Annotated in this window: 23 protein-coding genes; 9 read left to right on the forward strand and 14 right to left on the reverse strand. The window is 69.8% G+C overall.

The window, feature by feature from the left end; translation table 11 throughout:
* Positions 1-31: 31 nt before the first annotated feature.
* From SLW55_RS15385 to SLW55_RS15400, 4 genes are all read right to left on the reverse strand, one after another.
* Positions 32-1114 carry a Fic family protein gene (locus tag SLW55_RS15385; RefSeq protein WP_267100683.1) on the reverse strand — a complete coding sequence of 361 codons (1083 nt, stop codon included), beginning with the start codon at positions 1112-1114 and terminating at the stop codon, positions 32-34.
* Positions 1115-1231: 117 nt separating this feature from the next.
* Positions 1232-2248: a 3-oxoacyl-ACP synthase III gene (locus tag SLW55_RS15390; protein ID WP_017907736.1), complete on the reverse strand. Its 1017-nt coding sequence runs from the start codon at positions 2246-2248 to the stop codon at positions 1232-1234.
* Between the two features lie 102 nt (positions 2249-2350).
* On the reverse strand, positions 2351-2668 hold the full coding sequence (locus tag SLW55_RS15395; RefSeq protein ID WP_152237149.1) for a DUF4156 domain-containing protein: 318 nt from the start codon (positions 2666-2668) through the stop codon (positions 2351-2353).
* Between the two features lie 125 nt (positions 2669-2793).
* Positions 2794-5667 (reverse strand): pitrilysin family protein, encoded by a 2874-nt coding sequence (locus tag SLW55_RS15400; protein ID WP_153751650.1) that lies wholly within the window; start codon positions 5665-5667, stop codon positions 2794-2796.
* 414 nt (positions 5668-6081) lie between these two features.
* On the opposite strand from SLW55_RS15400, the gene SLW55_RS15405 reads away from it, so the two are divergent.
* A complete protein-coding gene (locus SLW55_RS15405; protein WP_043094087.1) occupies positions 6082-6558 on the forward strand; it encodes a hypothetical protein in 477 nt (158 codons plus the stop codon).
* 41 nt (positions 6559-6599) lie between these two features.
* Positions 6600-7079, forward strand: coding sequence for a tRNA (cytidine(34)-2'-O)-methyltransferase (locus SLW55_RS15410; RefSeq protein WP_017907740.1), 480 nt, complete (start codon positions 6600-6602; stop codon positions 7077-7079).
* Positions 7080-7166: 87 nt separating this feature from the next.
* Here SLW55_RS15410 and SLW55_RS15415 read toward each other — a convergent pair whose 3' ends face one another.
* Complete coding sequence (locus tag SLW55_RS15415) at positions 7167-7856, reverse strand: DUF1349 domain-containing protein (protein ID WP_152237151.1); 690 nt, start codon at positions 7854-7856, stop codon at positions 7167-7169.
* Between the two features lie 147 nt (positions 7857-8003).
* Here SLW55_RS15415 and SLW55_RS15420 point away from each other — a divergent pair, with 147 nt between their 5' ends.
* Positions 8004-8546: a TetR family transcriptional regulator gene (locus tag SLW55_RS15420; protein WP_295965805.1), complete on the forward strand. Its 543-nt coding sequence runs from the start codon at positions 8004-8006 to the stop codon at positions 8544-8546.
* A 244-nt stretch (positions 8547-8790) separates the two neighbouring features.
* A complete protein-coding gene (locus SLW55_RS15425; RefSeq protein WP_017907743.1) occupies positions 8791-9363 on the forward strand; it encodes an Ax21 family protein in 573 nt (190 codons plus the stop codon).
* A 174-nt stretch (positions 9364-9537) separates the two neighbouring features.
* Here the strand turns inward: SLW55_RS15425 and SLW55_RS15430 are convergent, their stop codons facing one another.
* The 5 genes from SLW55_RS15430 to SLW55_RS15450 all read right to left on the reverse strand — a co-directional run bounded on the left by SLW55_RS15430 (position 9538) and on the right by SLW55_RS15450 (position 12612).
* Positions 9538-10563, reverse strand: coding sequence for an NAD(P)H-dependent glycerol-3-phosphate dehydrogenase (locus SLW55_RS15430; RefSeq protein ID WP_148829788.1), 1026 nt, complete (start codon positions 10561-10563; stop codon positions 9538-9540).
* Positions 10564-10581: 18 nt separating this feature from the next.
* Positions 10582-11100: a protein-export chaperone SecB gene (gene secB / locus SLW55_RS15435; RefSeq protein ID WP_017907745.1), complete on the reverse strand. Its 519-nt coding sequence runs from the start codon at positions 11098-11100 to the stop codon at positions 10582-10584.
* A gap of 88 nt (positions 11101-11188) precedes the next feature.
* Positions 11189-11623 (reverse strand): rhodanese-like domain-containing protein, encoded by a 435-nt coding sequence (locus SLW55_RS15440; protein WP_017907746.1) that lies wholly within the window; start codon positions 11621-11623, stop codon positions 11189-11191.
* A 53-nt stretch (positions 11624-11676) separates the two neighbouring features.
* Positions 11677-12096, reverse strand: a complete 420-nt coding sequence (locus SLW55_RS15445) for a hypothetical protein (RefSeq protein ID WP_026144149.1) — start codon at positions 12094-12096, stop codon at positions 11677-11679.
* A gap of 45 nt (positions 12097-12141) precedes the next feature.
* On the reverse strand, positions 12142-12612 hold the full coding sequence (locus SLW55_RS15450) for a YiiD C-terminal domain-containing protein (protein WP_267100679.1): 471 nt from the start codon (positions 12610-12612) through the stop codon (positions 12142-12144).
* A 33-nt stretch (positions 12613-12645) separates the two neighbouring features.
* On the opposite strand from SLW55_RS15450, the gene SLW55_RS15455 reads away from it, so the two are divergent.
* From SLW55_RS15455 to SLW55_RS15465, 3 genes are all read left to right on the forward strand, one after another.
* A complete protein-coding gene (locus SLW55_RS15455) occupies positions 12646-13428 on the forward strand; it encodes a uroporphyrinogen-III synthase (protein WP_295965809.1) in 783 nt (260 codons plus the stop codon).
* Positions 13429-13540: 112 nt separating this feature from the next.
* Entirely contained in the window at positions 13541-14521 is a 981-nt protein-coding gene (locus SLW55_RS15460) for a uroporphyrinogen-III C-methyltransferase (RefSeq protein ID WP_017908650.1), read from the forward strand.
* Positions 14518-15786 carry a heme biosynthesis HemY N-terminal domain-containing protein gene (locus SLW55_RS15465; protein WP_017908649.1) on the forward strand — a complete coding sequence of 423 codons (1269 nt, stop codon included), beginning with the start codon at positions 14518-14520 and terminating at the stop codon, positions 15784-15786. Before SLW55_RS15460 ends, SLW55_RS15465 begins: the two co-directional genes overlap by 4 nt.
* Before the next feature lie 228 nt (positions 15787-16014).
* On the opposite strand, the gene SLW55_RS15470 is transcribed toward SLW55_RS15465, so the two are convergent.
* Complete coding sequence (locus SLW55_RS15470; RefSeq protein WP_267093284.1) at positions 16015-16584, reverse strand: hypothetical protein; 570 nt, start codon at positions 16582-16584, stop codon at positions 16015-16017.
* Positions 16585-16743: 159 nt separating this feature from the next.
* A complete protein-coding gene (locus SLW55_RS15475; protein ID WP_026143786.1) occupies positions 16744-18024 on the reverse strand; it encodes an acetyl-CoA C-acetyltransferase in 1281 nt (426 codons plus the stop codon).
* A 105-nt stretch (positions 18025-18129) separates the two neighbouring features.
* Between SLW55_RS15475 and SLW55_RS15480 the strand changes: the two genes are divergently transcribed.
* Both SLW55_RS15480 and SLW55_RS15485 read left to right on the forward strand, forming a co-directional pair.
* On the forward strand, positions 18130-19017 hold the full coding sequence (locus SLW55_RS15480; protein WP_267087491.1) for a hypothetical protein: 888 nt from the start codon (positions 18130-18132) through the stop codon (positions 19015-19017).
* Between the two features lie 212 nt (positions 19018-19229).
* Positions 19230-19796 carry an NADAR family protein gene (locus SLW55_RS15485; RefSeq protein WP_320745361.1) on the forward strand — a complete coding sequence of 189 codons (567 nt, stop codon included), beginning with the start codon at positions 19230-19232 and terminating at the stop codon, positions 19794-19796.
* 146 nt (positions 19797-19942) lie between these two features.
* Here SLW55_RS15485 and SLW55_RS15490 read toward each other — a convergent pair whose 3' ends face one another.
* Together SLW55_RS15490 and SLW55_RS15495 are read right to left on the reverse strand one after the other, a co-directional pair.
* Positions 19943-20569: a superoxide dismutase family protein gene (locus tag SLW55_RS15490; RefSeq protein WP_265531112.1), complete on the reverse strand. Its 627-nt coding sequence runs from the start codon at positions 20567-20569 to the stop codon at positions 19943-19945.
* A gap of 79 nt (positions 20570-20648) precedes the next feature.
* Entirely contained in the window at positions 20649-21227 is a 579-nt protein-coding gene (locus tag SLW55_RS15495; protein WP_267085350.1) for a superoxide dismutase family protein, read from the reverse strand.
* Positions 21228-21507: the final 280 nt, after the last annotated feature.

Raw genomic sequence — 21507 nt, forward strand, 5'->3', positions numbered from 1 at the left:
GCTGCACCGATGGCGAAAGCGCCGTGACGTTTCAGGTGGAGGCCGTTGTCTCGGCGCCGCGCCCGAGCAACTCGAACAGAGGGAGATTCACATAGTAGTTGTTGCGGCCGACCCGGCGCTTCTCCAGTACTCCGTCCTGCGCAAGGAGATCGAGATACTTGGTGGCGGTCAGACGCGAGACGCTCAGATCGCGTTGCACGAACTCCACCCGCGTGTACGGATGGTTGAACAGGTTGTTGATCAGGTCCTGACTGTAGAAACGGTAGGTCTCGCGCACGCGCTGTTTGGTCTCCTGCAACAACGCCTTGATCGCGACGATGGTGGCGACAGTTTCGGCCGCGGTGATGGCGACGGCATCGAGCATGTACAGCACCCAGTCTTCCCAGGCATCGTCTTCGCGCACCGCCTGCAACAGCCGGTAATACTCGGGCTTGGTCCGGACGATGTGCCGGCTGAGGTACAGCACCGGAATATCGAGCAGGCGCTCCTTGACCAGGTACAGCACGTTGAGGATGCGCCCGGTGCGGCCATTGCCGTCGTAGAACGGATGGATACTTTCGAACTGGTGATGGATCAGCGCCATCTTCACCAGCGGATCTGCCGTGAATGGCGGTGCGTCGTGAATGAAGCGCTCCAGTTCGCCCATGAGGCGGACGACATCGTCAGCGCCTTGCGGTGGTTCGTAGACCACGCGCCCCAGCCCGTCACGCAATGCCGTCCCAGGCAGTTTGCGGAAACCTGCACGATTGCATTCGAGCTGCTCTTGGATGTCGACGACCGTGTTGAGGGTCAGCAACCCCGATGTCCGCACCTGCTCGAATCCCGCACGCAGTGCCTGCCGATAACGCAGCACTTCCTTGATCGCGGTGCCGGTCGCATCGGCCGGATCGTCTTCGCGATACAGGTCATCCTGGGTGGTGACGATGTTTTCGATCGCCGAACTGTCCCGTGCTTCCTGCAGGGTCAGCGTATTGATCAGGATGTTCTGATTCGGGATGCTGGCGGCGACACCTTTCAGTTCCGCCAGACTGCGGCTGGCGACCGTGAGTCGCTTCAGGATCGCCGTGGTGTCGAAGCGGGCCGGATCCAGCTGCTGTAAGGCAGAGAGGGGCATCGAGGCCGCCACATGCAAAGAAAAGCGGAGTTTAGATGCATTTCTGCATGGACATGCATAATTTCAGAAGGAAATTATGCATGTTTGCAACAGCGTGCACCGCAGTGCATGCCTCGCTTACCAGACCACCTCGGCCATCGAGCAGTTCAAGCCCGAGCCGATGCCCATCAACGCGATCCGGTCGCCCTTCTTCAGGCGGCCCAGCTCGCGCAGCTTGCTCAGCACGATCGGCACGCTGGCCGGGCCGATGTTGCCGTATTCGCCGAAGATGGTCATGACCTTCTTCTGGTCGATCCCGAAGCTCTTCATGAAGGCCTTGGTGTGCGGAAGGCTGACCTGGTGGATGACGAACTGGTCCAGTTCGTCCACCGCCCACCCCAGCGCCTGCCGCGCGGCGGCGAAGGTCTTCTGGCCCAGCTTGAGGCCTTCGATCAGCAGCATGCGGGTGTCGGTGACCATGCGGTCCATGTTGCCCCGGCACAGGGTGTTCCACTGCGTGGCCGAGCGGGTCACGCCGCCGCGGTAGCGCGGCGCATCCGGTGCCAGGTCGGTACGCGCCATCACCATCGCCACGGCACCGCACCCCAGGGTCAGGGTCGCCATTTCGTCGCGGAAGGCGTCGGCGGTCAGGTCCTGCGAGGCCATCCGCTCCAGGGTCTTCTCGTACACCAGGTTGGCGGTCTCGCCATCGACCACCATCGCATAGTCGATATCGCCACGCTCGATCATGCGCGCCGCGATGTCCATGCCGTTGATGAAGGCCAGGCAGGCGTTGGCGACGTCGAAGGTCATGCACTGCTCGCTCACGCCCAGATTGCCGGCGACGATGCTGGCGGTGGACGGCTCCAGGTAATCGCGACTCACCGACGTGTTGACCAGCAGCCCGACCTGCCCAGCCTCGATGCCCGCATCGCCCATCGCCTTGCGCGCCGCCAGCGTCGCCACGTCGGACGCCTGCAGGTCCTGGTCCCACATGCGCCGCGCGTGGACGCCGGCGATGTCGCCGAGCACGTCGGCACGGATCCGCAGCCGGTCCAAGGTAGGCTGCAGGCGCGCGTTGATCTGCTTGGAGGTCAGCGTGTGCGGCGCGTCGATATGCGCCAGTCCCGCGATCGAGACGTTGGTGAAGAGCATCGAGGTGTACGCCAGGGTCAGGCGAGGGGGCGCCAATTCTAGCGGTTACACCGTTTTACCGCATCTTTAACAAATCCCCGGAAAGCGTATGGTCTGAGCGGTTCAGCGGCCGCTGCATTGGTAGGCGGTGAAGCGCTGGTCGCCGTCGACCGGGTCGCCCATCGCCTGCACGGTGTTGGCGCCCACGCCGGGCGCCTCGTTGCGGGCCAGGGTCTCCAGCTCCTCGCGCACCCGCAGCGGGTTGCGCTGGTAGAAGCCGACGCTGCTCTTCACCGACACCACCACCTCGCCGCGCTTCTCGCAGCCGCTGGCGGCCTGACCTGGCGGCAGGACTCGCACCCCTTTGCCTTCCGGCGCCATCGGCACCCAGGTGCAGCCGGCGAGCGTGGCGAGCAGGACGAAGGCGATCGGTAGACGCATGGACGGGCCCGTTGGCAGGTGAATCCGGATTGTGCCGCAAAACGCTGAATCGGCCATGACACCGTCGGCCCGCCGGCGCCGGCAGGCGGCGCGCGCCGGCCCTCGCCGACGCGCACCTGCCGCACTCAGCGCGGCGCCGGGGCCGCCGCCGCGCCCTGCGGCACCCCGTCGGCATCGATCACGGTGACCTCGCCCAGCTTCAGCGCGCGCACCGGCGCCTCGATCTGCTTGAGGTCGCCCACCACCACCCAGGTCAAGGTGTTCGGGTCGAGCATCGACGCCGCCTCGCGCACCTGCGCCGGGGTCATCGCCTCGATCTCGGCCTTGCGCTTGAACACGTAGTCGTCGGGGCGGCCATAGCGGACGATGCCGCCGATCGCGCCCATCACCGCGCTGGCCGTCTCATAGGCGCCCGGCAGGCTCAGGGTCTGGATGTTGCGGATGCGCGCCACCTCCTCCGCCGTCGGCGGCGCCTTGCCGCTCGCGAAGGCGCTGATCTCCTTGTACATCTCCTGCAGCGCCGGGGCGGTCTTGTCGATCTGCACCGGGGCCGACGCGGTCCAGGGCCGCTGGCCAAGGGCGCTGGCCGCGCCGCTGCGCGCGCCGTAGGACCAATGCTTGTTCTCGCGCAGGTTCATGTTCAGGCGCGAGGTGAAGTCGCCGCCGATCACGCCATTGGCGATGTCGAAGCGGACCGCCGCCGGATCGGTGGTCGGCGGCACCAGTTCCGAGGCGAACAGGTTTGCCTGCACCGCGCCGGGCTGGTCGATCAGGTACACGCGTGGCTTGGCCGGCCGCGCCACGCGGGCCGGGACCGGCACCGACGGCGCCGTCCCTTCACCCTTCCAGTCGCCGAACTGCGCGTCCAGCAGCGGCACGATCTCGGCCAGGGTGGTGTCGCCGACCACGATCAGGGTGGCGTGCTCCGGGCGCACCCAGTCGCGGTGGAAGTCGACCAGATCCTCGCGCTGCAGGGCCGCGATCGCCGCCTCGGTGCCGATGCCGCTGAACGGCATCGCGTAGGGATGGCCGACGCCGTACAGCAGCGGCGGCAGCACCCGCATCGCCACGCCGTTGGGCTGCGCCTTCTCCTGGCGGATGCTGGCGATCCAGCTGGCGCGGACCCGTTCGATCTCGTTCGGCGCGAAGCGCGGCCGCCGCAGCATGTCCGCGTACAGCGCCAGCGACGGCGCCAGGTTCTCCTTCAGCGCCGACAGGTAGGCATTGCTGCCGTCCAGCGCAGCGCCGGCCGCCAGCGACGCCCCCAATGCCTCGGCCGCATCGGCGAACGCCAGCGCATCGCGCTCGCCGGCGCCATCGTCGAGCATGCCCATGGTGAAGTTGGCCGTCCCCGGCTTGCGCCCCTGGTCGGCGCTGTAGCCGCCCTGGAACTCGTAGCTGAACTGCACCACCGGTACCTCGTGGCGTTCGGCCAGGATCACCGTGGTGCCGTTCTTCAGCGTCGCGCGCTGCAGCGTCGGGAACGTCAGTTTCGGAAACTGGGTGGTCTTGGGCGGGCCGGCGCTGCGGTCGACCACGCTGGGCAGGGTGCGGTACTTGGGATCGACCGGCGGCGGATTCAGCGGCGCCGGTTGCACCGTCGGCTCCTCGGCCTGCGCCACGCGTTCGCCCGGCTGCACCAGCAGGGTGTAGTCGCCCTTGCCCAGCCACTTGCGGCCGACGGCGGTGAGATCGCGCGGGCGGGTCTCGGCGATGGTCGCCAGCGAGGTACGGAAGCAGCCGGGGTCGCCGGTGTACACCGCGCACTCGGCCAGCACGTCGGCCTTGCCGCCGAAGCCGCCGATACGCTCGACGCCACGGATGAAGCCGGCGCGGAAGGCGGTCTTGGCGCGCGCCAGTTCGGCCTTGTCCGGCCCCTTGTCCAGCAGCCGGCGCAGTTCCTCGTCGATCGCCGCCTCGACCCTGGCCGGGTCCACGCCCTGCTTGACCATGGCGATGATGCCGAAGCCGGAGCCGAGCTGCGACGGCCAGACCGAGGCGCTGACCATATCCACCAGCTTGTCCTGGTGGACCAGGCGCCGGTCCAGCCGCGAGGAGGTGGCGCCGCCCAGCACCTGCGCCAGCAGTTGCAGGCGGTCGACGTCCTCGGTGCCGGTCTGCGCCACGTTCCAGACGCGATAGATCCGCGTCTGCGGCACCTTGTCGGTCATGGTCTCGCGGGTGGACTGGCTGCGCTGGGCCACGTCGACCTTGGGCTGGGCCATGCTCGGGCCGGCCGGGATGTCGCCGAAGTAGCGCGTCACCTTCTCCTTGGCCGTGGCCACGTCGATGTCGCCGGCCAGCACCAGCACCGCGTTGTTGGGGCCGTACCAGGTGCGGAACCACTGCTTCACGTCGGCCAGCGACGCCGCGTTGAGGTCGTTCATCGAGCCTATGACGGTGTGGTGGTACGGGTGGCCGGCCGGGTACAGCGCGCGACTCAGCCGGCTCCAGGCCTGCCCGTAAGGCTGGTTTTCGCCCTGGCGCTTCTCGTTCTGCACCACCCCGCGCTGCTCGTCCAGCGCCGCCTGATCGATGGCGCCGAGCAGGTGTCCCATGCGGTCCGACTCCATCCACAGCGCCATGTCCAGCGCGGTGGTCGGCACGTTCTCGAAGTAATTGGTGCGGTCGCTGTTGGTGGTGCCGTTCTGGTCGGTGACGCCGACCTGCTTGAACGGCTCGAAGAACTCGCCGTGGTGGTTCTCGCTGCCCTGGAACATCAGGTGCTCGAACAGATGCGCGAACCCGGTGCGCCCGGCCGGCTCGTCCTTGGCGCCGACGTGGTACCAGAGATTGACCGCCACGATCGGCGCCTTGCGATCGGTGTGCACCACCACCCGCAACCCATTGGGCAGGGTGAATTGCTCGTAGGCGATATCCACCGACGCGGCGGCAGCAGGCCTGGCCGCCGTCGAAGGCGGCGCGTAGCTCAATGCGCCGAGCGCGACGGACAGGGCAACGGCCAACAGGGCGCCACGCGGGCGGGTCGAGACGGTCATGCGGATTCCTTCTTCCTTGGGGCGAGTGAAACAGCCGGTGAACGCCGATCGTACCGGGCGTACTGCACGACGCGCATTCCGCCGTTGTCGCTGACGTCCTCCTTCAACGGCGTCACCTCCGACCCATCAGCGGGTCGGCTGCCGCCGCGGACGGCGCCGCGGTGTCCGCGTCCGGCGTACGCGAGCGCCCGGGTGTCCGCCCGCGGACACATCGCCAAGGAAAATTCTCATTCAAAAACAGAAACTTGGAATTGGCACGCGGTCTGCTTACACATCCTCAAGCGCAAGAGCCACCGGCATTAAGTGAATGAAAGCTTAATAAAACAACCGGGCGCAAAAAAGTTCTTGCAACCCCTGATTAGGTGTACTACTTTACTACCACACCACTGATCAACAACACCAACGAGGCCCGCCATGAAGACCACCACCCTGCTCCTGACCGCCGCCATCGCCGCCCTGTTCGCCGCGCCGTCCTTCGCCGCCGCGCAGATCACCACCCTGGAGACCGTGCAGGTGCGCCCGTCGGCCGACCAGATCGCCCAGCGCAACGTCGAGCAGACCAGCGGCATCGCCACCCTGGCGGCGGTGCAGGTGCGCCCCTCGGCCGAGCAGATCGCCCAGCGCGACGCCGAACTGTCCAGTCGCATCGCCACCCTGGCGGCGGTGCAGGTGCGGCCCTCGGCCGAGCAGCTCGCCGAGCGCAACCAGGAGCAGGCCGCCAGCCAGCACGTGGTGACCCTGGCCACCGTGCAGGTGCGTCCGGATGCGGACATGGGCAGCATGCTGGCGATCGGCGACGTGGTCGGCGAGACGCTGGACACCGCGATGCTGCAGCTGCAGCCGAGCCTGCAGAAGCTGGGCCAGGACCTGGCGGTCGGCCTGGTGCGCTGAATCGGCACCAAGGCCTCCGCGTCGGCGCGTACACTGCGCCGATGATCGCCACCCCAACGCTGCACGTTCTGCTGTACCAGCCCGAAATTCCGCCCAACACGGGCAACGTCATCCGTCTCTGCGCCAACACCGGCGCGCAACTGCACCTGATCGAGCCGCTGGGCTTCGACCTCGGCGACCGTCAGCTCAAGCGCGCCGGCCTGGATTACCACGAGTACGCACGATTGCAGGTCCATGCATCGCTGGATGCGGCCCTGCAGGCCATCGCCCCGCGCCGCCTGTTCGCCCTCAGCACCCGCAGCAGCACCCGCTACGACACGCCCGCCTTCGCCGACGGCGACGCCTTCCTGTTCGGCCCGGAAACCCGCGGCCTGCCGGACACGGTGCTGGAGCAAGTGCCCGACGCGCAGCGCCTGCGCCTGCCGATGCAGCCGCACAACCGCAGCCTCAACCTGTCCAACGCGGTCGCGGTGGTGGTGTTCGAGGCGTGGCGGCAACTGGGCTTTCCCGGCGCCGACTGAGCGTACGTCGCGCGTCGCCTGGCAACGCGCCATCCAGTGTTCTATCGCTGCATCGCTGACGCGGCACGCGCCACGGCACTGCAGGCGTCAGGACAGATCGTGCAGGTCCTTGCCCAGCACCGGCCCCAGGCTCCAGTCGGAGAAGCGGACCATCAATCCTTCCCGTTCCGGTGTGCACGTCATCGGGCCGACGAGATAGGAGGAGGCGACCGGGAATGGGCACAACCGCACCAGCGGCCAGGATTTCCCGTCGCGCGAGACCTGCAGGCGCAGCACGCCCTTGTCCACGGTGGCGCGCATCCAGAAATCCGACGCGTCCGCTTCGTACGGGCCGGTGGCCCAGTCCGAACGGCCGTCGGTCAATACGCTGCTGAGCATCGGCCGCCCATCGCTCAGTTCGATGCCGGCCTTGACCCAGCGGCGCTCGTCGACCCGCACCATGAGGCCGGCCTGATCGTAGAGCTGTTCGAACTTGCCGCGCACGCGCAATTGGCAGGTGAAGCGCGCAGGCGCGGCGATGCCGAGGAAATGCCCGCTGTCGCGGGTGAACCCGTAATGGGTTTCGCGCCAGAAATCGCCGCCCTTGTCGGTGACGACCTCGAGCACGCCGCCCGGCAGGATCCGATGGACCTTGGGCGCGTTGAGCCAGGTGCCCGCCTCCCAGCCGGAAGTTGCCCCCGCGCACGCACCGCTCGCCAGCACGACGCTGCCGGCGGCGAGCCCACCCAGGGTCGCCCGACGACCGATATCCACGTCCTGCTCCCCGGAATTCGCCATCGCACTGCTCCTCACGTCGCTGTTTCGGAGGCGCCATCGCGGCGATGGCCTTCGTCGACCTCATCGGCGAATTTGTACATCTGTACCAATTGAGGCGTCAACCGCGACCTGCGATCATCGGCTTCGTCGAGACAGCGTTGGACAGGCATGAGCGGCAGGACCTGGCGCCAGGATCCGCACCGGAAGGAAGCGATCGAGCAGGCCGCGCTGCGGGTGATCCTGGATCACGGCGTCACCGGCACCACCTTCCGCAAGGTCGCCGAGGAAGCCGGCGTTCCGCTCAGCGCCACCACCTACTATTTCGGCTCGATGCACGACCTGCTGGTCGCCGCGTTCACCCGATTTTCCCAGGAGGTGTCCGCCGACTTCGCCGCCGAAATCCGCACCGCGCAGAACCGCGACCAGGCCTGCGAGGCGGTGGTGAACATCATCTTCGCCGAGGGGACGGCGTCCCCGCGGGTGCTGCTGCTGAGCTACGAACTGTATGCGTTCGCCCGCCGGCATCCGGAGATGACCGCGATCATGCAGCAGTGGATGGCCAGGAGCCGGGCCGCCCTCGAAACGCAGTTCTCCGTCGCCGCATCCGCCGCCATCGATGCCTTCATCGAAGGCGCGACCATCCACCGCTCGGTCGTGCCCATGGACAAGCAGCGCGTGCGCGCGGCGATCGAGACGCTTGCCACGCTGTAGCGTGCCGCTCGCACGCGGTGGGCGTCGCCACCTGCGCCGACAGTCCTGAAATTCCCTGTTGCCTGGAATGCAACGGCGCGCATCACAACAATGCATCGCGAGCGCCTGAACGGGGCGTTTAATTTATGGACTGGTCGGTTTGGGATTCAGGGCGAGTTCGGGTCGCTAACGGATAATTTACATATCGGCAGCGAACGGCCCCACGCCTCAGCGCCGACAAACCAATAACGAAGGTACCCCGATTATGAAGACCTCTCTGCTTGCTCTCGGCCTCCTGGCCACCCTGCCGTTCGCCGCTTCGGCCGCCGAAGGCCTTTCCTACAACTATGCCGAAGCCGGCTACGTCAAGACCGACGCCAGCGGCGGCGATGCCGACGGCTGGGCGGTCAAGGGTTCCTACGCGTTCCACCCGAACTTCAGCGTGTTCGGCGACTTCAACCGCCAGAAGACCGACTTTGCCGACGCACGCGTCGACCAGTGGCGCGTCGGCGCCGGCTACAACCACGAGATCGCGACCAGCACCGACCTGGTGACCCGCGTGGCCTACAACCGTTTCGCCCCGGAATACGGCACCAAGTTCAACGGCTGGAGCGCCGAAGCGGGTATCCGCACCGCGTTCAACCCGTACCTGGAAGTCTATGCTCTGGGTGGTTACGAGGACTACCTGAAGAAGGACGGCGTCAATCCGGAAGGCACCTTCTACGGCCGTCTGGGCGCCCAGGCCAAGCTGAACCAGAACTGGGGCCTGAGCGCCGACCTGAAGATGGACCGCCACGGCGACAAGGAATGGTTCGTCGGCCCGCGCTTCAGCTGGTAAGCGTTGCCTAGCGCCGCGCGCGTCGTCTCTCTCCCGCCGCGCGCGGTTCGGAAAGCCCGGTTCCACGACCGGGCTTTTTTTTGCCTGACGATCCGGCGCATCGCTGACCCACGGATGTGCAGACACGCAAACGCCCGGCCAGGCCGGGCGCTTTCGTGTCCGGCGGTAGCCGGATCAACTGAACAAGGTGGTCGGGTACTCGGGCTTCTGTTCGCGCGCCAGCAACTGCTGCAGGCCGACCGCCGGGGTCAGCTCGCCATGCAGGACCGCGCGCACCGCGTTGGAGATCGGCAGATCGATGCCGTGGCGCTCGGCCTGGCGCATCACCTCGTCGGCGGTCTGCACCGACTCGACCACCTGACCGATCGCGCGCACCGCCTCCTGCAGCGGTTGCCCACGGCCCAGCGCCAGGCCCAGCCGACGGTTGCGCGAGAGGTCGCCGGTACAGGTGAGCACCAGGTCGCCGAGTCCGGCCAGCCCCATCAGGGTTTCCGGCTTGGCGCCGATCGCCGCGGCCAGCCGCAGCATCTCGTTGAGGCCGCGGGTGATCAGGCCGGCACGGGCGTTGAGGCCCAGTTCCATGCCGTCGGCCACACCGGTGGCCACCGCCAGCACGTTCTTCATCGCCCCGCCCAGCTCGGCGCCGACCATGTCGTCGCCGGTATAGGCGCGGAAGGTCGGGCCGTGCATCGCATCGGCGACCTGCTGCGCGAACGCGGCATCGCCGTGCACGGTCACCGCGGTCGGCAGGTCCAGGGCCACTTCCTTGGCGAAGGACGGGCCGGTGACCACCGCCAGCGGGACCTCCTCGCCGAGGATCTCCTGCGCCACTTCGTGCAGGAAACGCCCGGACCCGGGCTCGAAGCCCTTGGTCGCCCAGGCCACGCCGGCCTGCGCCGGGCGCAGCGGCGCGAGCTGGCGCAGGGTTTCGGTGAACGCATGCGACGGCACCACCACCAGGATCCAGTCGGCGCCATCGATGGCCGCCGCCAGGTCGGTGGTGGCCTGCAGGCCCTCCGGCAACGCGATCCCCGGCAGGTAGCGCGGGTTTTCGTGGCGCTGCCCGATGGCCTCGGCGACCACGGCATCGCGGCCCCACAGCACGGTCGGGTACCCGTGCCGTGCGGTCAGCGACGCCAGCGCCGTGCCCCAGGAGCCGGCGCCGAGGACGGCGATCTTCTTCTTGGCGTTATCGCGCATGCGCAACGGCGAACGCGCTCAGGCGTTGCCGGCCGGCTCCGAATCGGCCAGCGACTGGCCCTCGCCCTGCTGCGCGCGCTGGCGCAGGGTCTCGGCGTACAGGGCCTCGAAGTTGATCGGCTGCAGGAAGAACGGCGGGAAGCCGCCGGCCTGGATCAGGTCGCTGACCAGCGAGCGCACGTACGGGAACAGGATGCTCGGGCACTGGGTGCCGAGCAGCACGTCCACCGCCTGCGGGTCCAGGCCGACCAGGCCGAACACGCCGGCCTGCTGCACTTCGGCCACGTAGGCGGTCTTGCCGCCGGCGGTGCAGGTCAGGGTCACGGCCAGCACGACTTCGAAGGCCTGCTCGTTCAGCTGCTGCACGCGCTGGTTGAGGTTGAGCTGCAGTTCCGGCTGCGCGTTGTCGTTGAACACCGACGGCGCGTTGGGGGACTCGAAGGACACGTCCTTGACGTAGATCTTCTCGATGGTGAAAGCGGGACCGGCCGCGGCGTCGGCCGGCGCCGCGGCGCCGTTGTTGGTGAGGTCGGACATTGCTTGACTCCGGTGGATTCGGTAACAGAAAGAAACGGGATTATCACACGCCAGCCGCGACCCTCGAGGTCGGACCGGACGCGGTGTCTCAGCGGCCCTTGACCAGCGGCAGCTCGGCCTGCTGCCAGGCGGCGATGCCGCCCTCGAGCACGTAGACCTGCTCGAAGCCGGCCTTCTTCAACTGCTTGGCGGCGCCGTCGGCGGTGGTGCCGGTGCGGCAGACCAGCACGACCGGCTGCGCCTTGGCGTTGGCCACCAGCTTGTGCTCGGGGCCGAACTGGCTGGCGGTGGCGTTGCGGCTGCCGGCGATGTGCCCCTTCTCGAAATCGGCCGAGGCCGACAGGTCGACCACCACCGCATTGCCGGCGTTGATCAGGCGGGTCAGCTCCGCCGGCCGCAGGCTCTTGTAGCCACGGAACAGGCGCGCCACTTCGGTGACGATCAGGGCGATGGTCAGGCCTACCAGGGCCAGGGCCAGCATCGGGTTGCGGCCGGCGAAGGCCAGCAGTTCTTCGAAGTTCACGGGACTCGGGGGCTGGAAGCGGGCGCCGATTGTCGCACAGCTCGGCGACCGCGCTACTGGCCGTTCCACAGGTCCGGCAGGCCGTCCTGCAGCCACCAGGTCTTGGCCTCGGGGTCCCAGCGCCAACGCTCGCGGTAGCGGACGATGCGCTCGGCCTGGGTATTGCGGTTGATCACGCCCAGTTCGATCTCGCGCAGGGCCTCGCCGTCGCCGACCGCGCCGCCGCCGACCTTGTAGGAGGAGACCTGGATCTGCCGGTAGCGCTCCAGTTGCAGGTCGGTCAGCGGATGCGCCTGGCGGTAGGCCGGGTCGACCACCTGCCAGGCGGTCTCGAACTCGCTCCAGCGCACCGCCGCGGCGTAGGCGGTCTGCAGATCGTCGAGCTTGCGCTGTTGCGCGCGGCTGCCGGCCACGGCCGCGCCGGTCCAGCCCAGCAGCAACAGCAGCGCGAGCGCGCGGAACATCGAGGGCATGGCGGCGTCCAGGTGGCGGCGCGCGGGGCGCACGATCCGCGCATCCTACCCCTTGGCGAGGGCCACGAAGCGACCGCTCAGGGTCGCCGCCGCGGCCGCGCCGGGCGCGCCGACCTGGGCCTGGATGCCGATGCGGGCGCGGCCGCGCTGGCGGAAGGTATTCACGAACACGGCCCAGTCGCCCTCCGCATCGGCATTGGCCTGGGCATGCAGATCGGCGTACAGCGGCGACAGGTAGCGCACCTGGCTGTCGGCGACATAGACGTCGGCCTGCAGGCCGGCGCGGTGCAGCTCGCAGTTGACCAGCCCCCAGCCCGCCAGGGTCATCACCGAGCCCAGGCTGCCGCCGAAGGCGTTGCCCTTGTCGTTAATGTTGGCCGCCAGTGGTGCGACCAGCTGCAGGCGCTGCTCGGCATACTCGTGCACGGCGACCTGCAGCGCCGCCACCGGCGGCATGGCCTGGAACTGCCGTTGCAACTGCTGCAGGAACGCCTCGAAGGAAAGATCCGCTGCCATGGTGCGATTGTGCTGCCGGTGGGGGCTCGCATAATGCCTGGCATGAGCGCGCATGCAACCGCCGCCCCGGCCTGGACCCTGATCTCGCTGCGCCCGCAGGGCGAGCACGCGCCGCTGCGGCGGGCCGCGGCGCGCTGCGGCGCACGGGTGCTGGCGGTGTCGCCGTGGCGGCTGCGGCCGCGCGCCGATCCCGCCACCCGCGCGGCCCTGGCCGCGGCGCTGGCTGCGCCGCGGGTCATCGTCAGCAGCCCGGCGGCGGTGCGCGCGGCCGCGGCGCTGCAGCCGCTGACCGCACGCCCCGGCCAGTGCTGGCTGGCGGTGGGCGCGGGCACGGCGCGCGCCTTGCGCCAGCACGGCATCGCCGAGGTGGCGACGCCGACGCGAATGGACAGCGACGGCCTGCTGGCGCTGCCGGAAATGTCCGCGCACGACCTGCCGGTGGGACTGATCACCGCTCCCGGCGGCCGCGGCCTGATCGCCGCACACCTGCAGGCGCGCGGCACCCCGCTGATGCGCGCGGACGTGTACGTGCGCGAACCGGTACGACTGCGCGCGGCCGACCTGGCCCGCCTGCGTGCGGCGCCGCCCGGTGTGCTGGCGCTGAGCAGCGGCGAGGCGCTGCAACAGCTGCTGGCGCAGTTGCCGGAGGAGTTGGCCCGGGCCTGGCGCGCGCGGCCGGTGGTCGCGGCCAGCGCGCGCCTGGCGACCCTGGCCGCGGACCTGGGGTTCGTCGACGTCGCCCAGGCGGCCGGACCGATGCCGCAGCAGTTGGTCGCCGCAGCGGCCGCGATCGTAACGCGCTCGCCACCTCGCTGAACGCGGACCGCCGCCCGGGTTGCGGCCGCAGTGCCGCTCACGCCATGCTCCGGCGGTGCCGCGCCGACCGCCGCCTTGCTCGCGACGGGCGACGGCCCCCAGGACGCTGCCGATGACCGACGAAATCCCGATCACGCCTCGCCGTTCCACACGCTGGATCTGGTTGCTGCTGGTGCTCGCCACGCTGGCCGCGCTGGCGTTCGCCGGCTGGCGTGGCTGGGACTGGTGGCAGGCGCGCAGCGCGCGCGAACTGGCCCAGCAGTCGGACCTGCAGCAGCAACTGCAGGCCTTGCAGCAGGCCCAGGACAGCCTGCGCCGCGACCAGCGCGCCACCGCGCAGCGGCTGCAGGACGCGGCCAGCACCAACCGCGTGCTGCGCGACGAAATGCTCGGCCTGAGCCAGCGCAGCGCGCTGCTGGAGGCCAATGTCGCCAAGCTCGCCGATTCCAACCGTCACGGCGCGCAGGCGCTGCGCCTGGACGAGGTCGAACTGCTGCTCAACCAGGGCCAGCAGCGCCTGCTGCTGGCCGGCGATGCGGCCGGCGCGCGGCGTGCCTACGCGCTGGCCAGCGGTGTGCTGGACGGCATCGACGATCCGCAATTCCTCAACCTGCGCCAGGCGCTGCTGCAGGAACGTACCGCGCTGGACGCGCTGGGCGACGGGCCGCAGGCACGCCTGGCGGCGCAGCTGGATGCCTTCGCCGCCAGCCTGGACAAGCTGCCGACGCAATTGCCGGAGAGCGCGCAGCAGCCGCTGTGGCAGCGCCTGCTGGCGCCGCTGGTGAAGATCCGCCCCTCGCAGGGCGGCGTGCTGGCCGCCGGCTCGGAGCGCGTGGCCGCCCACGACGCGCTGCAGCTCGACCTGACCCTGGCGCGCGCAGCGCTGGAACGCGGCGACACGCGTGGCTATCGCAGCGCCCTGGCCGGCGCCGGGCGCTGGCTGTCGCGGCTGTGGCCGGAGTCGCCGCAACTGCGCGAACGCCGCGCCGCGCTGCGCACCCTGGCCAATGCCGATCTGCGCCCGACCATTCCCGAACTCGGAACCACCCTGCAACAGTTGCGCGCGATGCGCGACGCAAGGAGCCCGTCATGAAATCCCTCCGTTCCCTGATCGTGCTGTTGATCGTCATCGCGCTGGGCGTGATCGGTGCGCAATGGCTGGGGCAGGACCAGGTGCGCCAGCTCGGCGAGGTGATCGTGCGCGTCGGCGGCACCGACTACATCGCCTCGCTGCCGCAGGCCTCGCTGCTGCTGGTGATCGCGTTCCTGGCGCTGTGGCTGGTGTGGAACGTGCTCAGTTTCCCGTTCCGCGCCTGGGGCCGGCGCCGCCGCAAGCAGTCGCGCGCGCGCCTGCTCGACGGCCTGGCCGCCGCCCACGCCGGCCAGTGGACGCGGGCCGAGAAGCAGCTCAACGCCGCCGCCGAAGACCCCGAGGTGAGCGCCATCGCCCTGATCGCCGCGGTGCGCGCGGCCGATGCGCGCGGCGACCGCGAGGCGACCGAGCGCCACCTGCGGCGCCTGGCCGAACGCGATCCCGCCGCGCATGCACTGCTGCTGGCCGAACTGCATCTGGAGCAGCAGCGCCCGGTCGATGCGATCAATGCGCTGGACGTGGCCGCGGCGCAGCCGCTGCCGCCGCGCGGGCTGTTGCTGCGCACCGAGGCACTGACCCGCATCGGTCGTGCCGGCGAGGCCTACGGCCAGCTCGGCGCGATCCGCCAGCAGCAGGCGCTGCCGCTGGAGGCGATCGCCACGCTGGAAACGCGCCTGGCCGCGGCCTCGCTGGACCAGGCCGCCGATGCCAATGCCCTGGCCGAGCGCTGGGAGAGCCTGCCCAAATCGCTGCGCAGCGAGCCGGCGGTGGTCGCCGCCTACGCGGTGCGCGCGGCCGCCCTGCGCTGGGACGATGCGGCGCTGCGCAGCCTGGAGCAGGCGCTGGACACGCGCTGGGACGAAGGCCTGGCCGCGCTGTACGGGCGCCTGCCGGTGGAGAAGTACGATTCGCGCCGCGCCAGCGCGCAGCGCTGGCTGCAGGCGCATCCGGACAGCCCGGCGCTGCTGCTGACCCTGGCGCGTCTGGCCAGCCGCCAGCAGCAGTGGCCGCAGGCGGAGGAATTCCTGCACCGCGCGCTGGCGCTGGGTGCCGGTGCCGAGGCTTGGGAGGTGTTCGGTGACGGCTATGCCGACGCCGGCGACATGCTCGCGGCGCAGCGCTGCTACGCCAATGCGCTACGCGTGCAGCGCGGCGACATCGCGCAGCCGCTGCCCGAGCCGGTCGCGCCGGTGACCCCGATCGCGCCGGCGCCGGACAGCACGGAACGCCGCGACGACCATGGATTCCCGCGGCTGGAGGGTTGAGTCCGTCCCGGTGTTGTCAGAGATGGCCGAGCCTGCAAGACCAGGCCGGGCACGCTGATCCGCGGCGAAAGCGCGTCATGGCTGCCTCCGGACGCGGCAGCGCACGCGCATCGCTCCTGCGCCGATCAGCGAAGAGGAGCACGGCAGAACGCATGGGCCGCGTCGTGTGCCCAGGCCGGCGGCGCGCCGGTCATCGCATCCGAAGGTAGGCCGGCCGCGTCCGTCCGCTCAGCGCCGCAAGGCCGGCGGCAGCGCAGGCAGGCGCGCCAGGAACGCGGGTGCCAGGCCCTTGTAGCGCGCGTAGCGCTCGTCCATGCGCCGCGGCACCAGGATGCGCGCGCCGAACATGCCCCAGATCAGCATGACCAGGAACACGGCGCCTCCCAGCCAGAACCCACTCTCACCGCCGACGGCGAATCCCAGCAGCGGGCCAACCAGGAAGGCACCGGCGATCAACAGGATGTACCGGTTGCGCCGACGCCGATGCACCGCGCACATCCCGAGCACATGGCTGCTGCGCTTGCGCGCGACCAGCGCCGCGATCGCATAGACCAGGATGCTCACCAGGATCAGCGCGTACCAGCCCGGCGCGTGCCAGTAGAAGGTGCGCTTCTTGAGTTCGTCGTTGCCCAGCGCCGCCCCGCACTTCACACAGTGCGGCGGGAACGGCGCATCCCGCAGGCACAGCAAATCCGTGCCATCGCGCCACAACGTCTCGCCCGGCAACGGCGGCGGCAGGCTGGACGGACTGGCGACGCTGGGCGCCTGGTACGGATTGAAACTGCCCTGCTCGGTCATGGCCTGCGCCCCCTGCGCGCCGTGTCGCCCGCGTGACGCAGGCGAATCGGCGGGCATGGTAGCGCGACGGATGCGGCGCGGTCAGCGCCGGGGCGGCGCCGCAGGGCCGAAGGCCGTGGCGCGGCGCACGCCGGCACGAGTGCCAGCGCGCGGTGACGCTCAGCGTTCGACGATCGCCACCACGCCCATGCCGCCGGCGGTGCAGATGGAGATCAGCGCGCGGCCACCGCCGCGTTCGACCAGTTGCTTGGCGACGGTGGCGACGATGCGCGCGCCGGTCGCGGCGAACGGATGGCCGGTGGCCAGCGACGAGCCTACCGGATTGATCTTGGCCGGATCGATCTGCCCCAGCGGCGCATCCAGGCCCAGCCGGGTGCGGCAGTAATCCTCGCTCTCCCAGGCACGCAGGGTGCACAGCACCTGCGCGGCGAAGGCCTCGTGGATCTCGTAGATGTCGAAGTCCTGCAGGCGCAGGCCATGGCGCTTGAGCATCTCCGGCACGGCCACGGTCGGCGCCATCAACAGGCCTTCGCCGTGCACGAAATCCACCGCCGACACCTGCGCATCGCGCAGATAGGCCATCGGCACGTGGCCATGCGCCTGCGCCCATTCTTCCGAGGCCAGCAACACCGCGGCGGCGCCGTCGGTCAGCGGGGTCGAGTTGGCCGCGGTCAGGGTGCCGCGGCCGCTGACCTTGTCGAAGGCCGGCTTCAGCGTGGCCAGCTTCTCCAGCGAGGTATCCGCGCGCAGGATGTTGTCGCGCTCCACGCCGCGGAACGGCGCGATCAGGTCGGCGAAGAAGCCGCGCTCGTAGGCGGCGGCCAGCTTGTGGTGCGAGGACACCGCCCAGGCGTCCTGCGAATCGCGCGAGATGTTCCACTGCTTGGCCATGTCCTCGCAGTGGTCGCCCATGCTCTTGCCGGTGCGCGGCTCGGCCACGCCCGGGAACTCAGGCTTGAGCTCGGCGAACTTGAAGCCGCGGGTCAGCGCGCGCAGCTTGTCGCCGGTGCTCTTGGCGCGGTTGGCCGCCAGCAGGCGCGCGCGCAGTTTCTTGCCGTAGACGATCGGCACTTCGGAGGTGGTGTCCGAGCCGCCGCCGATGCCCGACTCGATCTGCCCCAGCGCGATCTTGTTGGCGACGGTGATGATGCTGTCCAGGCTGGTGCCGCAGGCGCGTTGCAGGGTGATGCCCGGAGTCAGCGGCGACAGCCCGGAGGACAGCGCCGCCTCGCGGCCCAGGTTCCAGTCGCTGGAATGTTTGATCACCGCGCCCATCGCCACTTCGCCCAGCTGCTGCCCGTGCAGCCCGTAACGCTCGACCAGCGCGCCCAGCGTGCGCACCGACATGCCGAGGTTCCCGACATCCGCATACGCCGTGTTCTGCCGGCAAAACGGAATGCGGACGCCGCCGAGAATGGCGACGGGACGGGCTGCTGGCATGGGATTACCTCGCGCGAGGGGAGTCGGGGACATGGCCTGCACGGTAGCGCAGGCATAATGAAGCGAGTGTAGCTATGCGCCCGCGACGGGCCAACCGCCAATCCCATGACCCAAGCCTCCGCCACTCGCCACGCCCACGGGGTCATCGCCCTGGAATTGTCCTCCGGGCGCGAACCGGCGCACCCGGCGCTGCCGCATGCGCAGGCCGCCGAACTGGCCGAGAAGGTCGGCCGCGACCTGGCGCAACTGGTGCCGGCGGTGCGCGAACTGGAACTGAGCCTGGCCGGCGCGCATTTCGACCCGGCCGAAGCGTTGCGTCCGGGCTGGCCGCTGCACCGGCGCCTGGAGGAACTCGCCGCCCGCGCGCCGGGCCGCGCCGACGGCCCGCGCCTGCTGGCCTTCGGCACCGATGCCGACGGCAGCGTGCCGCTGCCGTTCCAGGCCGACGCCGGCCTGCGCGGCGGCGCATTGCGGGTGGTGCCGTTCCTGCTCAGCGGCCCGGCCGACACCGTGCAGTCCGTGGCCGAGGCACTGGAGGACGTGTTGCTGGCGCAGGGCATGGCGCAGGCCGATACCGCGCTGCTCGCGCAGAAGGGCTTTGGCGCGGAGATCGAGCACGCCCGCTACCTGACCGGCCACGACCTGGCGGCGATGATGTCCATGCAGTACGACAACCAGGGTCTGGCACCGCTGTGGCCGCTGATCGAGACCGCGCTGCTGGCGCCGGACCAGGAAGAATGGCTGCAGGCCCCGCCCGAGCCGCTGCTGCGCTACCGCGAAGGCGAGGTGCGCATGGCGCTGTTCGACCCGGCCAGTTGGTGCGCGCACTACGCCTACGACCGCCAGGACTGCGAGCGCCTGCAGCGGGTCTACGAGCAGTACCTGGCGCGCCAGCGGCAACTGGCCGCGGTACTCGAGGCCCACGGCCTGCCGGTGCTGTACGTGCATTGCGAGAGCGGGCAGGACGCCAAGCAGGCGTTGCTGGCGGCCTGAGCCGCGTCGGCACTTCCACTGGCTTGCGCCGCTCGACCGGAGCAAGCGGGCCAGCGGTGGCATGCGGGCAGGCGCGCGTTGCAGAGAGACCGCGATGCCGGGCTGACGCGGCAACAGGTGGTCGCACCGGCATGTCGCAGCATGCGCGGCGCTGCCCTGGCATCGCGGGGTTGCAGCAGTGCAGACGAACTTGATTTCCAGCGGGGACATCCATGCACACCGTGTTGACCGTGGACGCGCTGTGCGCACGTCAGCAGGCGGGCGAACACCTCAAGTTCGTCCACTTCTGGGGGCATACGCCGAAGCAGCCCGGCGCCATCGACCGCAGTTGCTTCAGCCAATGGTTCGAGGCGCCCTTCGTGCTCGATTCGGTGACCTACCCCACCGCCGAGCATTACATGATGGCCGGCAAGGCGCGGCTGTTCGGCGACCATGCAGCCTGTGCCCGCATTCTGGCCGCCGCGCATCCCGGAGAAGCCAAGGCGATCGGGCGGGAGATCCAGGGTTTCGATGAATCCACCTGGCGCGATGCCCGCATGCAGTTGGTCATCGCGGGCAACCTGGGCAAATTCGGCCAGCACGCGGCGCTGAAGACCTTCCTGCTCGGGACCGGCGACAGGGTGCTGGTCGAAGCCAGTCCGGTCGATCGGATCTGGGGCATCGGCCTGGCGGCGGACGACCCGCGCGCCGCCGATCCCACGACGTGGCAGGGCGAGAACCTGCTGGGCTTCGCCCTGATGGAGGTCCGCCGGCGACTGGCGGAATCAGATCCTCGCTGAGCGCGACGCACGATGCCGCTCTGCTTCATGCAGCCTCGATCCGACGCGACTGGAGCCACTTTCCGGATATCAGCGGATCCAGGAAGCGGAAAACGGCGGCGCCCGCAACCCGGACGCCGCCATCGCGAACGCCATCCAGCGTGCGCTTACTGCGCCGGCGCAGCCGCCGCGTCGCCCTTGATCACGCCGCAGGCCAGGCGGCCGCCGGCATTGCCGGTGGGCTGGCTCTTGTAGTCGTCCGGGTCGGCGTGGACGATCACCGCGTGGTTGAGGATGTCGAAGCCGTCGCCCTTGCCGATGTTGACGTTGTTGGACACCGCCGCATCGATGGTCGCCTTGCCCTCGGCGTCGGCCTTGAGGTTGGGCATGTCGCCGCCGTGGTGCGGATCGCTGCCGACCTGGCCGTGCTCGGTCTTGGCCGGGTTGAAGTGGCCGCCGGCGCTGCTGCCGTCCGGCGCGCTGCAATCGCCGAACTCGTGGATGTGGAAGCCGTGCTCGCTGTTGGGCTTGAGCCCGGTGATGGTGCCGGTGACGTGCACGGCGCCGTCGACGGTGGTGAACTTGACCTCGCCGGCCACTTCGTTGCCCTGGGTCGGGCTGAGCGCGGCGCTGGCGCTGCCGGTGGCGTTGGTCGCGGCCGGCGGTGCGCTCGCGGCCGGGGCGGCGGCGGGTTCGGGGGTCGCCGCCGGGGTGGAGGCGGGTTCTTCGCGCTTGCAGGCGCTCAGCGCCAGGGTGGTGGCCAGGAACAGCAGACTGGGAAGGGTACGACGCACGGGGGTTCTCCTTCGTTGCAGAGCCGCGGAATGCGGACGGACCTCCCAGGCGGACCCGGGCGGAAGTAGCGATGCGAGGTCAGCGCAGCGGGCGGATCACGCCGCAGGCCACGCGCGCGCCGGCGTTGCCGGCCGGCTGGCTGCGGTAGTCGTCCGGATCGGCATGCGCGACCAGCGCGCGGCCGACGATATCGTTGGCCGCGCCGCCGCCGAGCACCACGCCGTGCAGCAGCACGTCGATCTGCGCGGTGCCGTCGGCCGTGGCGTTGAGGTTGTCCATGTCGCCGGCGTGGTGCGGACCGCTGCCGGCGCGGCCGTGCGGCGCGCCGAGCGGATTGAAGTGGCCGCCGGCGCTGCTGGCATCGGCCGCGCTGCAGTCGCCGCGCTCATGCACATGGAAGGCAAAGCTGTGGTTGGGCTGCAGGCCACCCAGCGTGCCGGTGATGCGCACGCCGCCGGGCGCGGCGACCAGCGACAGCTTGCCGCTGACCAGGCTGCCGGAGGCCGGCGCCAGCACGGCCTGCGCCTGCTGCACCGTGCCGGCGCTGGCCAGCGGCGGCGCCTTGGGCGGCGGCGGCGGCGGGGCCTTGGGCGGCGCGCTGCTGCACGCGGCCAGCATCAACAAGGCGCTCGCGGCGAGGGGCAATCCATAACGCATCGACATCGACTCCTGTGGCATGGCGAAACTAGAGGGGCGGCCGTGCAGACCCCATGAAGGTGCACGGGGCGCAGTCTAGCTGGCCGGAGGCGGGGCTTGTTGGTGCGGTGGCGGTCGGGACCCGGGACCCGGGACCCGGGACCCGGAAAGCGTAGCGACGCGTCAGCGCAGCGGCGCATGAGGCAATGCCACAGCGAATCCCCTGGCGTGTAAACGAGCGCGAACCGGAAATTACCGTCCCGAGTCCAGCAAGCGCATGTCGCACATCTGTCCGCCCCTG

The sequence above is a fragment of the Xanthomonas sp. LF06-19 genome, from assembly GCF_034105425.1.
Classification (GTDB): domain Bacteria; phylum Pseudomonadota; class Gammaproteobacteria; order Xanthomonadales; family Xanthomonadaceae; genus Xanthomonas_A; species Xanthomonas_A sontii.